This is a genomic window from Streptomyces sp. NPDC023541 (assembly GCF_055559995.1).
This window is the reverse complement of record NZ_JBVHJO010000005.1, coordinates 370240-384580: the sequence shown is the minus strand read 5'-3', so window position 1 is coordinate 384580 and position 14341 is coordinate 370240. Positions and strand designations below refer to the sequence as shown.

At 69.4% G+C, this 14341-nt stretch carries 13 protein-coding genes; 10 read left to right on the top strand and 3 right to left on the bottom strand.

Going from position 1 to position 14341, the window contains the following annotated elements; genetic code table 11:
* Positions 1-22 precede the first annotated feature (22 nt).
* Complete coding sequence (locus ACZ3X1_RS15345; protein WP_467279970.1) at positions 23-2503, bottom strand: YfhO family protein; 2481 nt, start codon at positions 2501-2503, stop codon at positions 23-25.
* Positions 2504-2871: 368 nt separating this feature from the next.
* Here ACZ3X1_RS15345 and rpsL point away from each other — a divergent pair, with 368 nt between their 5' ends.
* The 4 genes from rpsL to tuf all read left to right on the top strand — a co-directional run bounded on the left by rpsL (position 2872) and on the right by tuf (position 7233).
* Positions 2872-3243 (top strand): 30S ribosomal protein S12, encoded by a 372-nt coding sequence (gene rpsL / locus ACZ3X1_RS15340; protein ID WP_007265893.1) that lies wholly within the window; start codon positions 2872-2874, stop codon positions 3241-3243.
* Positions 3244-3245: 2 nt separating this feature from the next.
* Positions 3246-3716: a 30S ribosomal protein S7 gene (rpsG, locus tag ACZ3X1_RS15335; RefSeq protein WP_007265894.1), complete on the top strand. Its 471-nt coding sequence runs from the start codon at positions 3246-3248 to the stop codon at positions 3714-3716.
* A gap of 39 nt (positions 3717-3755) precedes the next feature.
* Entirely contained in the window at positions 3756-5888 is a 2133-nt protein-coding gene (fusA, locus tag ACZ3X1_RS15330; protein WP_356811243.1) for an elongation factor G, read from the top strand.
* 151 nt (positions 5889-6039) lie between these two features.
* Positions 6040-7233: an elongation factor Tu gene (gene tuf / locus ACZ3X1_RS15325; protein WP_030653602.1), complete on the top strand. Its 1194-nt coding sequence runs from the start codon at positions 6040-6042 to the stop codon at positions 7231-7233.
* 207 nt (positions 7234-7440) lie between these two features.
* On the opposite strand, the gene rfbC is transcribed toward tuf, so the two are convergent.
* The gene (gene rfbC / locus ACZ3X1_RS15320) at positions 7441-8040 is read right to left on the bottom strand and encodes a dTDP-4-dehydrorhamnose 3,5-epimerase (protein ID WP_356811242.1); all 600 of its coding nucleotides are present in this window, start codon (positions 8038-8040) and stop codon (positions 7441-7443) included.
* Positions 8037-8912, bottom strand: coding sequence for a glucose-1-phosphate thymidylyltransferase RfbA (gene rfbA, locus ACZ3X1_RS15315; protein WP_356811241.1), 876 nt, complete (start codon positions 8910-8912; stop codon positions 8037-8039). Before rfbA ends, rfbC begins: the two co-directional genes overlap by 4 nt.
* A gap of 81 nt (positions 8913-8993) precedes the next feature.
* Between rfbA and rfbB the strand changes: the two genes are divergently transcribed.
* The 6 genes from rfbB (at position 8994) to ACZ3X1_RS15285 (ending at position 14332) form a co-directional block, all read left to right on the top strand.
* Positions 8994-9971: a dTDP-glucose 4,6-dehydratase gene (gene rfbB, locus ACZ3X1_RS15310; RefSeq protein WP_356811240.1), complete on the top strand. Its 978-nt coding sequence runs from the start codon at positions 8994-8996 to the stop codon at positions 9969-9971.
* Between the two features lie 47 nt (positions 9972-10018).
* A complete protein-coding gene (gene rfbD / locus ACZ3X1_RS15305; RefSeq protein ID WP_356811256.1) occupies positions 10019-10891 on the top strand; it encodes a dTDP-4-dehydrorhamnose reductase in 873 nt (290 codons plus the stop codon).
* Between the two features lie 8 nt (positions 10892-10899).
* The gene (locus ACZ3X1_RS15300; protein ID WP_356811239.1) at positions 10900-12231 is read left to right on the top strand and encodes a lipopolysaccharide biosynthesis protein; all 1332 of its coding nucleotides are present in this window, start codon (positions 10900-10902) and stop codon (positions 12229-12231) included.
* Positions 12232-12299: 68 nt separating this feature from the next.
* The gene (locus ACZ3X1_RS15295) at positions 12300-12989 is read left to right on the top strand and encodes a glycosyltransferase family 2 protein (protein WP_356811238.1); all 690 of its coding nucleotides are present in this window, start codon (positions 12300-12302) and stop codon (positions 12987-12989) included.
* Positions 12986-13426, top strand: a complete 441-nt coding sequence (locus ACZ3X1_RS15290) for a DUF2304 family protein (protein ID WP_467279969.1) — start codon at positions 12986-12988, stop codon at positions 13424-13426. The genes ACZ3X1_RS15295 and ACZ3X1_RS15290 overlap by 4 nt, the downstream gene beginning before the upstream one ends.
* A gap of 6 nt (positions 13427-13432) precedes the next feature.
* Positions 13433-14332: a glycosyltransferase family 2 protein gene (locus tag ACZ3X1_RS15285; RefSeq protein WP_467279968.1), complete on the top strand. Its 900-nt coding sequence runs from the start codon at positions 13433-13435 to the stop codon at positions 14330-14332.
* The last annotated feature ends 9 nt before the right edge of the window (positions 14333-14341 follow it).

Below are 14341 nucleotides of genomic sequence, written 5' to 3'. Positions count from 1 at the left end.
TCCCCGGCGGGACCACGGCGGGTCAGCGCCGGCGGCGGCGGAGGGTGGCGGCCTGGACCGCCGCGAGGGTCAGGAGGGCCAGGGCGGCGGCTGCCAGGCCCGGGGTGAGGCCCTTCGGGGTGAAGGTGCAGGAGACCTTGTCCGTGCCCGGGGGGAGGTCCACGGCCAGGAGGCCGTGGAAGGGCTTGACCGGGGCCGAGCAGCTCCAGCCGGGGACGGCGGTGGTGGCGATGACCGCGGTGCCCCGGGTGTTCGGGGGAACCGTCGCCTCGATCGAGTGACCGCCGACCTCGACCGCGGTGGCGCCGGTGGCCTTCAGACGGTCGACGGCCGAGCCGAGGGCCGTCCGGTCCAGGCAGCCCAGCGGGTGGGCGCCCGCGTCGGCGCCCTTCGTACGGGTCCGCACGGTGACGTCGACCTTGCCGGAGGCGGGGACGGGGCCGAGCGGGGTCACCCCCGTCACCTCGTCCTCCAGCGGCTTCTCGGTGTCCCCCGAGCTGAGGGTGCCGTAGAGGGCGGGGGAGTACCAGTAGGCCTCGGAGCCGGGCCGGCACCGGGCGGCGTACGTCTGGACCTCGGGGTCGCCGCCGCGGGTGACCTGCGGGACCTCGTAGACCGTGGCGCCCAGGACGGCCTCCTGGCGGGCGTAGACGCTGTCCGCCGGGTTGGGCGAGGCGTACGGGGCGGTGCGGACGGTGACCAGCGGGGGCGCCGGGAACCTCTCGGCCGTCCAGCTGTCCGGGGCGGTGCCCGGCCGGACCCGAGCGCCGATCGAGAAGATCGCGTCGAGCACGGGGTTGTCGGCGCCGAAGAAGGTCCGGCCGTCGTTCTTGAAGCCGTATCCGAGGGGCTCCAGCGCCCGGTAGGTGGCCTCGGGGAGGTAGCTGCTGTAGTACTGCGGCCCCTCCGCGCGGAGCGCCAGGGCGTCGTTGTACGAGGTCTGCGGCGCGCCCGAGTCGGTGCGGTGGGCGGGCCAGTCCTCGACGCCGCGGACGGCGTCGAAGTGCCGGGCGATCGACTGGTTCGAGGTGGGGACCGGCTTGGCCCAGCGCTCGCGGGCCCGGCGGGCGTCGGCGCCGGCCGCGGCCACGGCGGACTCGGTGAGGACGACGCCGACCATCAGTACGGCGGCCACCGGGACCAGGAAGCGGCGCTTGTCGCCGAGCCGCAGCAGCACCAGGGCCAGTAGCGAGACGCCCCCGCCGCCGAGTACCGCCGGCCAGGTCCAGCCGCCGAAGTCGTCGGTGCGGCGGAGCACGAAGGCGGCGGCGACCAGTACGGCCGCCATCAGGGCCAGGTGCCGGGGCCGCGGCCGGTTGGCCAGCGCCAGCCAGGCCAGGACCACCACCATCCCGCTGAAGACGAAGGTCTCGCGGTACGGGTTGCCGTTCGGCACGGCCAGCCCGTGCCACACGTACTGCGTGGGCGGGAACTGGAAGGAGGCGAGGACCAGCGCGGTGGCGACCGCCCACACCAGGCGGGTGCGCCGCGCGACGGCGGTGTTGAGGAGGAAGGCGCCGGCCAGGATCAGGCCGAGGGAGGCCACGTAGAGCCGGGGGCGACCGCCCCACAGGTGCGTGGCCGGCAGCATGCCCGCGAAGAACACCTCGATCCGTACCGGGTCGAAGGCGGCGGCCCTGGTGGGCTGCGCGGCCCCGCTGGACAGGAACGACGGCAGCAGCAGCGGGAGCGTGAGCAGGATCCCGGTCCCGGCGGCCGTCGCGGCCCGCCACAGGGCGAGCAGCCGCTCCCGGGCCGTCGTCTCGCGGGTGGCGAGGCGGATCGCCAGCAGGACGCAGGCGGCCATCGTGGCCATCATCGCGGTGTAGAAGTTCCCGAACCAGGCGAGCGCGACCAGCAGGGTCGCGCCCGGCCAGCGGCGCCCTTCCAGGCACCACTCGACGGCGATGCCGAGCATCGGGAACGCGACCAGGCCCCAGAGCCACATCGGGATGTACGAGGCGTCGCTGAGCGCCCACCCGCACAGGCCGTACGTCGCCCCCAGCACGCCCCGCTGCCACCACGGGCCGGCGTGCAGCTTGCCGAGGTACACCGTCATCACGGCGGCGGCGGCGCCCATCGTGAGCGGGGTGACGGCGAAGACGGCGAGGTCGACGTGGGCGCGCGGGACCAGGACGGCGATCCAGGAGAACGGGTTGCCGAGGTAGGTGTGGTAGTCGGACAGGAACTGCTGTCCGAATCCGCCGCGCCAGGTGAAGAGCAGGTCGCCGGCGGCCTGCCCGTGGACCAGGTCCCACAGCGCCCGGTGGAAGGGCACGTACTGGTTGGCCTGGTCGTTGACGGCCCGCCCGGTGTTGCCGAAGGGGAAGGTGCCGCGGGCCACCCAGGCCGCGCAGAAGGCGGTCGCCGCCATGAGGAAGGCCAGCAGGGGGCCGCGCAGGCGGGCGGATCGGCGGACCGAGCGGCGGACGGACCGCCGGACGGCCGACGGGCGGTCCGAAGCGTGGGGCCGGGCGTCGACTGTGGTCGGCTCGGGTGCCACGGTCCCCAATGTCCTGCTCCCTGCTGATCGACTCGCGGGCGCCCGGCGCCCGGGCAAGGTGTCAGTTTAGGGCGCCGGGGCGGGCCGCCGGGCCGAACGGCCCTCCTCCCGCTTGCGCGGGGCGGGTTTTCGTGCTGGGCATTTGTTTTGACCTACCTCTGTGAGGTAGGTACGCTCTGACCTTGTGCCTGGGGTGTGCCCTGGGCTCCCGCGTGCGCTCAAGACCCGCGGTGAGCCGAGAAGACCACACCGCGATCCGTGCCCCTCTCACCTCGGTGGAAGTGTGCAGGGTCCGACACACCCGACCGCGTGGGTCGGCAAAGTTCCAGGTTAGCTTCACTACACGGCACACAGAAACCGGAGAAGTAGTGCCTACGATCCAGCAGCTGGTCCGTAAGGGCCGGCAGGACAAGGTCGAGAAGACAAAGACTCCCGCGCTCGAGGCCTCGCCTCAGCGTCGCGGCGTCTGCACGCGTGTGTTCACGACCACCCCGAAGAAGCCGAACTCGGCGCTCCGTAAGGTCGCGCGTGTGCGTCTGACCTCCGGCATCGAGGTCACCGCTTACATTCCGGGTGAGGGACACAACCTGCAGGAGCACTCGATCGTGCTCGTGCGTGGTGGCCGTGTGAAGGACCTGCCGGGTGTTCGTTACAAGATCATCCGCGGTGCGCTTGACACCCAGGCTGTCAAGAACCGCAAGCAGGCCCGCAGCCGCTACGGCGCCAAGAAGGAGAAGTAAGAATGCCTCGTAAGGGCCCCGCCCCGAAGCGCCCGGTCATCATCGACCCGGTCTACGCATCTCCTCTGGTGACCTCGCTCATCAACAAGATCCTCCTGAACGGCAAGCGCTCCACCGCCGAGCGCATCGTCTACGGCGCCATGGAAGGCCTCCGCGAGAAGACCGGCAACGACCCGGTCATCACGCTGAAGCGCGCGCTGGAGAACGTCAAGCCGTCCCTCGAGGTCAAGTCCCGCCGTGTCGGTGGCGCGACCTACCAGGTCCCCGTCGAGGTCAAGCCGGGTCGCCAGTCGACCCTGGCCCTCCGCTGGCTCGTGGGTTACTCCCGCGCCCGTCGTGAGAAGACCATGACCGAGCGCCTCATGAACGAGCTGCTCGACGCCTCCAACGGTCTTGGCGCTGCCGTCAAGAAGCGCGAGGACACGCACAAGATGGCCGAGTCCAACAAGGCCTTCGCGCACTACCGCTGGTAGTCCCACCCCACATCGAGACCGAGAGAAGACCGAAGCCTTATGGCTACCACTTCGCTTGACCTGGCCAAGGTCCGCAACATCGGGATCATGGCCCACATCGACGCGGGCAAGACGACCACCACCGAGCGCATCCTGTTCTACACCGGTGTGTCTTACAAGATCGGTGAGGTCCACGACGGCGCCGCCACGATGGACTGGATGGAGCAGGAGCAGGAGCGCGGCATCACCATCACGTCCGCCGCGACGACCTGCCACTGGCCGCTCGAGGACGTCGACCACACCATCAACATCATCGACACCCCGGGTCACGTGGACTTCACCGTCGAGGTGGAGCGTTCGCTCCGCGTCCTCGACGGCGCCGTCACCGTGTTCGACGGTGTCGCGGGTGTGGAGCCGCAGTCCGAGACCGTTTGGCGTCAGGCGGACCGCTACGGCGTCCCGCGCATCTGCTTCGTCAACAAGCTCGACCGTACCGGTGCCGAGTTCCACCGCTGCGTCGACATGATCAAGGACCGCCTCGGCGCCGTCCCGATCGTCATGCAGCTCCCCATCGGTGCCGAGGCCGACTTCCAGGGTGTCGTCGACCTCGTCCGCATGAAGGCGCTCGTCTGGTCCGCCGAGGCGACCAAGGGCGAGATGTACGACATCGTCGACATCCCGGCCAGCCACACCGAGACCGCTGAAGAGTGGCGCGGCAAGCTGGTCGAGACCGTCGCCGAGAACGACGACGAGATCATGGAGCTCTTCCTCAACGGCGACGAGCCGACCGAGGAGCAGCTGCACGCCGCCGTCCGTCGCATCATCCTCGGCTCCGGCAAGGGCAAGGGCGAGCCCACGATCACCGCGGTGTTCTGTGGCACGGCGTTCAAGAACAAGGGTGTCCAGCCCCTGCTCGACGCCGTCGTCCGCTACCTGCCGTCGCCGCTGGACATCGAGGCCATCGAGGGCCACGACGTCCGCGACGCCGAGACGGTCGTGAAGCGCAAGCCGTCCGACGAGGAGCCCCTCGCCGCGCTCGCGTTCAAGATCATGAGCGACCCGCACCTCGGTAAGCTCACCTTCGTCCGGGTTTACTCGGGCCGCCTGGAGGCCGGCACTGCGGTGCTGAACTCCGTCAAGGGCAAGAAGGAGCGCATCGGCAAGATCTACCGCATGCACGCGAACAAGCGTGAGGAGATCGCGTCGGTGGGCGCCGGCGACATCGTCGCCGTGATGGGCCTGAAGCAGACCACCACCGGTGAGACGCTGTGCGACGACAAGCAGCCCGTGATCCTGGAGTCCATGGACTTCCCGGCTCCGGTCATCCAGGTCGCCATCGAGCCCAAGTCCAAGGGTGACCAGGAGAAGCTGGGTGTCGCCATCCAGCGTCTCGCGGAGGAGGACCCCTCCTTCCACGTTCACTCGGACGAGGAGACGGGCCAGACCATTCTCGGCGGTATGGGCGAGCTGCACCTCGAGGTGCTGGTCGACCGTATGAAGCGCGAGTTCAAGGTCGAGGCCAACGTCGGCAAGCCGCAGGTCGCGTACCGTGAGACGATCCGCAAGGGCGTCGAGCGTCACGACTACACCCACAAGAAGCAGACCGGTGGTACCGGTCAGTTCGCCAAGGTGCAGATCGCGATCGAGCCCATCACCGAGGCCGACGGCCCGGCGTACGAGTTCGTGAACAAGGTCACCGGCGGTCGTGTGCCGAAGGAGTACATCCCTTCGGTGGACGCGGGTGCGCAGGAGGCCATGCAGTTCGGCATCCTGGCCGGCTACGAGATGACGGGCGTCCGCGTCACGCTTCTCGACGGCGGCTACCACGAGGTCGACTCCTCCGAGCTCGCCTTCAAGATCGCCGGTTCGCAGGCCTTCAAGGAGGCCGCGCGCAAGGCTTCTCCCGTGCTCCTCGAGCCGATGATGGCCGTCGAGGTCACCACGCCGGAGGAGTCCATGGGTGACGTCATCGGCGACATCAACTCCCGCCGTGGCCAGATCCAGGCCATGGAGGACCGTCACGGAGCCAAGATCGTCAAGGGCCTCGTGCCCCTGTCGGAGATGTTCGGCTACGTCGGCGACCTCCGCAGCAAGACCTCGGGTCGCGCCAGCTACTCGATGCAGTTCGACTCCTACGCCGAGGTTCCCCGGAACGTCGCCGAGGAGATCATCGCGAAGGCCAAGGGCGAGTAACTCTTCGGAGTACACGCTTTAGGCTTGTCACCGGCAGCCTCTGGGGCAACAGGAACCACTCCCGTTGCCCCGGGGACCGGCCGGCTTTCCAGCAAAGATCACCTGGCGCCGATCTGTAAGGCGTACAGAACCACTCTCCAGGAGGACCCCCGTGGCGAAGGCGAAGTTCGAGCGGACTAAGCCGCACGTCAACATCGGCACCATCGGTCACATTGACCACGGTAAGACGACCCTCACGGCCGCCATTACCAAGGTGCTGCACGACGCGTACCCGGACCTGAACGAGGCCTCGGCCTTCGACCAGATCGACAAGGCTCCTGAGGAGCGCCAGCGCGGTATCACCATCTCCATCGCGCACGTCGAGTACCAGACCGAGGCGCGTCACTACGCCCACGTCGACTGCCCCGGTCACGCGGACTACATCAAGAACATGATCACGGGTGCCGCGCAGATGGACGGCGCGATCCTCGTGGTCGCCGCCACCGACGGCCCGATGCCGCAGACCAAGGAGCACGTGCTCCTGGCCCGCCAGGTCGGCGTCCCCTACATCGTCGTCGCCCTGAACAAGGCCGACATGGTGGACGACGAGGAGATCCTGGAGCTCGTCGAGCTCGAGGTCCGTGAGCTGCTCTCCGAGTACGAGTTCCCGGGCGACGACCTGCCGGTCGTCCGCGTCTCCGCGCTGAAGGCGCTCGAGGGCGACAAGGAGTGGGGCGAGAAGCTTCTCGGCCTCATGTCCGCCGTCGACGAGGCCATCCCGACCCCGCCGCGTGACACCGAGAAGCCGTTCCTCATGCCCGTCGAGGACGTCTTCACGATCACCGGTCGCGGTACGGTCGTCACCGGCCGTATCGAGCGTGGTGTCCTGAAGGTCAACGAGACCGTCGACATCATCGGTATCAAGGAAGAGAAGACCACCACCACGGTCACCGGTATCGAGATGTTCCGCAAGCTGCTCGACGAGGGCCAGGCGGGCGAGAACGTCGGTCTGCTCCTCCGTGGCATCAAGCGCGAGGACGTCGAGCGCGGCCAGGTCATCATCAAGCCGGGTTCGGTCACGCCGCACACCGAGTTCGAGGCCCAGGCCTACATCCTGTCGAAGGACGAGGGTGGCCGTCACACCCCCTTCTTCAACAACTACCGTCCGCAGTTCTACTTCCGTACCACGGACGTCACGGGTGTCGTCACCCTGCCGGCCGGCACGGAGATGGTCATGCCGGGCGACAACACCGAGATGTCGGTCGCGCTGATCCAGCCGGTCGCCATGGAGGAGGGCCTGAAGTTCGCCATCCGTGAGGGTGGTCGTACCGTGGGCGCCGGCCAGGTCACCAAGATCACGAAGTAATTCGTGTTCTGACCTGGTAGCTCGTTGAGTCGGGCACCAAGTTGCACTGGAGGGCCCCGGCCCATCGCTTCGGCGGTGGGGCGGGGCCCTTCGGCGTTCCCCGGAATCGGAAACGGAACCGGCAACGAAAGCCGGGTACGGGAAGAGGGCCGCACCCCCGTGCGGGGTGCGGCCCTCTCTACGTTCGTGCCTGCCTGCGGCGGCCGGTCAGCTCACGCGGAGCGACTCCGTGAACTCGTTGCAGGCGGCGAAGTCCGGGAGCAGCCCGGTCGCGATCGCCTCGGCCAGCGACGGGGCGGCCTCGTCGCGCGCGGACAGCTGCGGGACCTCGGCCGGCCACTCGATGCCCAGGTCCGGGTCGAGCGGGTGGACCGAGTGCTCGCCGGTCGGGTTGTACGTCTCCGAGCACAGGTACGACAGGGTCGCGTCGTCGCTCAGGGCGCAGAAGCCGTGGCCGAGGCCCTCGGGGATGTAGACGGCGCGGCGGTCGACGTCGTCGAGGCGCACGCCCTCCCACGTGCCGAAGGTGGGGGAGCCCACCCGGAGGTCCACGATGACGTCGAGCACGGCGCCGCGCACGCAGGTCACGTACTTGGCCTGGCCGCGCGGCACGTCGGCGAAGTGGATGCCGCGGACCACGCCGGCGGCGGAGACGGAGAGGTTCGCCTGGGCCAGGTTCAGCGGGTGGCCGACGACCTCCGCCAGGCGGTCGAAGCGGTACCACTCGGTGAACAGGCCGCGCGGGTCGCCGTGCAGCTGCGGGGTCACCTCGAAGGCGCCCGCGATGGAGAGTTCGCGGAACTTCACTTGCCCTCCTCCTCGTCGAGCAGGGCCAGGAGGTAGGTGCCGTAGCCGCTCTTGGTCAGCGGCTCGGCGAGCGCGCGCAGCTGGGCGGAGTCGATGAGGCCGGCCCGCCAGGCCGCCTCCTCGATGCAGCCGATCTTGAAGCCCTGACGCTCCTCGATCACGCGCACGAACTCGGAGGCCTGGACCATCGAGACGAAGGTGCCGGTGTCGAGCCAGGCGGTGCCGCGGTCGAGGATGGTGACGTTCAGTTCGCCGGCCTGGAGATAGGCGTCGTTGACGGCGGTGATCTCCAGCTCGCCGCGGGCGCTGGGCTTGAGCCCCTTGGCTATCTCCACGACCTGGTTGTCGTAGAAGTACAGACCCGGCACGGCGTAGCGGGACTTGGGCTTGACCGGCTTCTCCTCGATGGAGATGGCCTGGCCCGTCTCGTCGAACTCCACGACGCCGTAGGCGGTCGGGTCCGCCACCGGGTACGCGAACACACGGCCGCCCTTGGCGTCCGTGTGCTGGGCGAGGCGGGTGCCGAGGCCGCTGCCGTGGAAGATGTTGTCGCCGAGGATCAGTGCGACGGACTCGTCGCCGATGAAGTCGGCGCCGAGCACGAACGCCTGGGCGATGCCCTCGGGGCGCTCCTGGACCGCGTACTCCAGCCGCAGGCCGAACTGCGAACCGTCGCCGAGCAGCCGCTCGAACTGGTCGCGGTCTTCAGGGGTGGTGATGATCAGGATCTCGCTGATACCCGCCATCACCAGGGTGGAGAGCGGGTAGTAGATCATCGGCTTGTCGAAGACGGGCAGCAGCTGCTTCGAGACGGCCCGAGTCAGCGGCCAGAGTCGCGATCCGGTGCCACCGGCCAAAAGGATTCCACGCATGGGTGAACCCTATGCGAGAGGGCCGGGGCGGTCCGACCGTCCGGCGTGTGACGTTCGGCAGGCGGCTAGACTCTTCGTATTATGCGCATCCTCGTGACCGGCGGCGCCGGCTTCATCGGTTCAGAATTCGTCCGCCAGCAGCTCGGTGCAGACGCCACGGCGCAGATCACCGTCTTCGACAAGCTGACCTACTCGGGCGTCGAGGCCAACCTCGCCCCGGTCGCGGGCCACTCCGGATACCGCTTCGTCAAGGGCGACATCTGCGACGCGGAGGCCGTCGACCAGGTGATGGCCGGCCACGACGTGGTCGTGCACTTCGCCGCCGAGTCCCACGTGGACCGGTCGATCGCCGGCGCGGGACCCTTCGTCATGACGAACGTCGTCGGCACCCAGGTGCTGCTGGACGCCGCCCGCAAGCACGGCGTCGGCCGCTTCGTCCACATCTCCACCGACGAGGTCTACGGCTCGATCACCGAGGGCTCCTGGACCGAGGAGTGGCCGCTGGTGCCGAACTCCCCGTACTCCGCGTCCAAGGCGTCCTCCGACCTGCTGGCGCTGGCCTACGCGCGCACGCACGGCATGGACGTGGTCGTCACCCGCTGCTCCAACAACTACGGGCACTACCAGTTCCCGGAGAAGGTCATCCCGCTGTTCGTCTCGAACCTGATGGACGGCAAGAAGGTCCCGCTGTACGGCAACGGCGGCAACGTCCGCGACTGGCTGCACGTCTCCGACCACTGCCGCGGCATCGACCTGGCCATGCGCAAGGGCCGCGCCGGCGAGGTCTACAACATCGGCGGCGGCACCGAGCTCACCAACAAGGAGCTCACCGGCGTCCTGCTGGAGGCCGCGGGCCTGGGCTGGGACATGGTCGAGCACGTCGAGGACCGCAAGGGCCACGACCTGCGCTACTCCATCGACATCAGCAAGATCGGTGCGGAGCTGGGCTACGCCCCGCAGGTCACCTTCGAGGACGGCATCAAGGCCACCATCGACTGGTACCGCGAGAACCGCGCCTGGTGGGAGCCGCTGAAGGCGAAGGCGGCCCTGCAGAAGTGAGCACCGACTCGTTCGCCGGCCGCTGGCTCGTCACCGGTGCCGCCGGGATGCTCGGCCAGGACGTCCTGACCGTCCTGAAGCGCGCCGGCATCGAGGCCGTGGGCCTGGGCCGCGCCGACCTCGACATCACCGACCCGGCCGCGGTCCGCGCCGCGGTCGAGGACGTCACCGTGGTCGTCAACTGCGCGGCCTGGACGGACGTGGACGGCGCCGAGACGGCCGAGGAGGCCGCCACCGCCGTCAACGGCACCGCCGTACGCGTCCTCGCCGAGGCGTGCGCCGCCGCCCATGTGCGCCTGATCCACGTCTCCACCGACTACGTGCTCCCCGGCGACGCCTCGGAGCCGTACCGGGAGGACGCCGAGACCGGCCCGGTCAACGCCTACGGGCGTTCCAAGCTGGTCGGCGAGCAGGCCGTCACCGAGCTGCTGCCGCAGGACGGTTACGTCGTACGGACCGCCTGGCTGTACGGCGAGCACGGGCCGAACTTCGTCGCCACCATGCTGAAGCTGGCCGCCCAGCGCGACACCCTCGACGTGGTCGACGACCAGCACGGCCAGCCCACTTGGTCCTACGCGCTCGCCCGCCACCTGGTCGACCTCGGCCTGGCGGCCCTCAGGGGCCATGCCATGGGCGGGATCTACCACGGCACCGCGAGCGGCCGGACCACCTGGATGGGACTGGCGCGCGAGACCTACCGGCTGAGCGGCCTGGACCCCGAGCGGATCCGGCCGACCACCTCCGAGGCGTTCGTCCGCCCCGCCGCCCGCCCCGCCTTCAGCGTGCTCGCGCACGACGCGTGGAAGGAGGAGGCCGGACTGGACCCGCTCCCCGACTGGCGCGACCAGCTGGCCAAGGCGCTCGCCACCCCCGGCTTCGCCGCACTCGCGAAGGCGGCCCGGAACGGCCCCACGGGATGAAAACCCTGGTGAACAAGTTGAGCGCGGCGCTGCCGCCGGGCACCGTCGCGGTGGCCGGCGGCACCGTCGTGCTCGGCGCGGCCTCGTACGCCCACCTGGGCGTGGCCGGTCACAGCCTGTCCGATGCGGGTTATGCCAACGTCTCGGTGCTGTGGACGATCGTGATGTCCCTCGGCATCGGCATCTTCTTCCCCCTGGAGCAGGAGCTCACCCGGATCGTCTCCGCCCGGGTCGTCCTCGGTCAGGGAACGGCCCCGGTGCTGCGCCGCGCCGGCCTGCTCACCGCCGGCATCCTCGGCGCGACCCTGCTGATCCTCGTCCTCGGCGCCGGCCCCGTCGCCGACCTGCTGTTCCACGGGGACCGCGCCCTGGTGGCCGCGCTCGGCGGCGCCTTCACCGGCATGGCCGTCTGCTACCTGACCCGCGGTGTGCTGGCGGGCCTCGGCCGCTTCGGCGCGTACGGCACCCAGCTCGCCGTCGACGGCGGGCTGCGGATCGTGCTCGCCTTCGGGTGCGCCCTCTTCGGACTGCACTCGGCACTGGCCTTCAGCCTCATCCTGGCCGTCGCACCCGTGGTCGCGACGCTGGTGACGCTGCCCGCACTGCTGCGCGCGGTCGGCCCCGGCGAGCAGATCGCCTGGCGGGAGCTGTCGGGCGGCCTCGGCCTGCTCGTCTGCGCGACCCTGCTGTCCCAACTGGTCGTGAACGCCGCCGTGGTGAGCACCAAGCTCCTGGCACCGTCCGACAGCGCACTGATCGCGGCGCTGATGAGCGCGACGGTCCTCGCGCGCGTACCGCTCTTCGTCTTCGGCTCGCTCCAGGCCTCGCTGCTCAGCGGCCTGACCGCCGCCTTCACCGCCGGAGACCGCGCGGCCTTCTGGGCGATGCTGCGCCGGATCGCGATGGTCGTCGGAGCGCTCGGCCTGCTCGGCGGCGTGCCCGCCACGGCGCTCGGCCCCTGGCTCATCGAGGTGCTCTTCGGCATCCAGGACCCGGTGCTGGGCAGCTTCGACTTCTTCCTGCTGTCCGCCGGTACCGCGGCGTACATGTTCGCGATGGTCCTCGGGCAGGCGCTCATGGTATTCAAGCGGCACAACCTGCAGTTGCTCTGCTGGGCCGTCGGTACCGCGGTGCTGGTGGGCATCACCCTGATCCCCGGCGAGGTGTCCGTGCGCGTGATCGTCGCTTACGCCCTGGGATCGACGGCCACCGTGCTCGCTATGCTGGCAGCCCTCAGGCTGAGCTTCCCCGGAACCGCGGCCGCAGCCGGTGAAGCACCCCGGCAGACGACCGACGACGCAGACACCGGCGCCCCGGGCGTGGGCGCGGTCGGGAGATGACCATGCCGGCCCGAGACGTCACACCGATCACCGAGCACTCGAACGTGCCACTTTCCGCTGGAGCTACCGTGTCCCAATACGACGATGTCTGGCTGGTCATACCGGCCTATAACGAGGGCCAGGTGATCGCCGAGGTGGTCGAGGGGGCCCGCAAGACGTTCCCCAACATCGTCGTCGTCGACGACGGCAGCACCGACGACTCGGCCGAGCACGTAGCGACCACGGGCGCCCACCTGGTCCGCCACCCGGTCAACCTCGGCCAGGGCGCGGCCCTCCAGACCGGTCTGAAGTACGCGCTCACCCAGCCCGGTTCCCGCTACTTCGCGACCTTCGACGCCGACGGCCAGCACCAGACCAAGGACGTCGAGACGATGGTCGGCGTGCTGCGGCGGGACGAGGCCGACGTGGTCCTCGGCTCCCGCTTCATCGAGCAGAACGGCCAGGTGCCGTGGATCAAGCAGGTCGTCCTGCGCACGGCCGCCGCCGTCAGCCCCACCGCCCGCAAGCTCAAGCTCACCGACGCGCACAACGGTCTGCGCGTGCTGAGCCGCAAGGCCGCCGAGCAGCTGAACATCACCATGAACGGCATGGCGCACGCGTCCGAGCTCGTCGGTTTCCTGGCGGGCTCCGACCTGCGGGTCACCGAGGTGCCCGTGGACATCCTCTACACCGAATACTCGCGCTCCAAGGGCCAGTCCCTCATCAACGGCGTGAACATCATCTTTGACATTTCGCTGCGGGAGCGTGGGCGTCGATGAAGTACTTCTGGATCCAGCTCGTCCTGATCGTCGGCTCGGTGTCGATGGCCCTGGTGTTCATCCGCACGTGGAGCCAGGCGAAGAACCGGGCCTGGAAGCGCATCGCCTTCTCCCTGTTCGTCATCGTCAACGTGTACGCCGTGCTCCGCCCGACGGACGTCACCTGGCTCGCCCACCAGCTCGGCGTCGGCCGAGGCACCGACCTGGTGCTGTACGTGATGGTCCTCGCGATGGGCTTCCTCACGCTCAACACCTTCCTGCGGTTCCGCTCGCTGGAGAAGAAGATCACCGACCTCGCCCGGACGGTGGCCATCAACGAGGGCACGCGCCACAACGGCGAGCGGCTGGGGGCGGGGTCCGGCTCCGCACCGGACGCCGGCGCCGGCGCTGACGCCGCCGCGGACGCCGCGGCCGACTCCGACTCCGTGAAGGCCTGAAGCTCCATGGTGACCTTCGACTTCATGCTCCCCTACTACGGGGACGTGCAGCTGATGCAGGACGCCGTCCGCAGCGTGCTGGCGCAGACGGACCGGGACTTCCGCCTCGTCGTGATCGACGACGGCAAGGAGCCCGACGTACCGGGCTGGTTCGCCGGACTCGGCGACGACCGCGTGCACTACACGCGCAACGAGCAGAACCTCGGCATCACCAAGAACTTCCAGAAGTGCGTGCGGCTGTCCGAGGCCGACTACGTGGTCATCATGGGCTGCGACGACGTCCTTCACCCGCACTACCTGGAGACCGTCCGGGGCATCGTCGACGCCCAGCCGGGCATCGGCATGGTCCAGCCCGGCGTCGAGGTCATCGACGGCACGGGCCAGGTGACCCAGGGCCTGGCGGACAACACCAAGAAGCGGCTGTACGCACCGCAGGTGAAGGGCCGTCGCCTGATGGGCGGCGAGGAGCTGGCCGCCAGCGTGCTGCGCGGCAACTGGCTCTACTTCCCGTCGATCGCCTGGCGCGGCGAGGTGCTGCGCAAGGTGAACTTCCGGGACGACTACTCGGTGATCCAGGACCTCGCGCTCGTGGTCGACCTGCTCGAAGGCGGTGAGCAGATGGTCATCGACAACACGACGACCGTCTTCCAGTACCGCCGGCACGCCGTCAGCGAGTCGTCGGTCCAGGCCTTCTCCGGCACCCGCTTCGCCGAGGCCGAGCGGTACTTCTCCGCGGTCGCGGCCCGCATGGACGCCCGCGGCTGGCCGAAGGCTGCCCGTGCGGCCCGCTTCCACAGCGCCTCCCGGCTGCACGCGCTGACGATGCTCCCCGGAGCGCTGCGCAGCGGCAACAAGGCGGGCGCCCGCACCCTGGCGAAGCACGCCTTCACCTCCGGCCACAACTGATCAGACTCC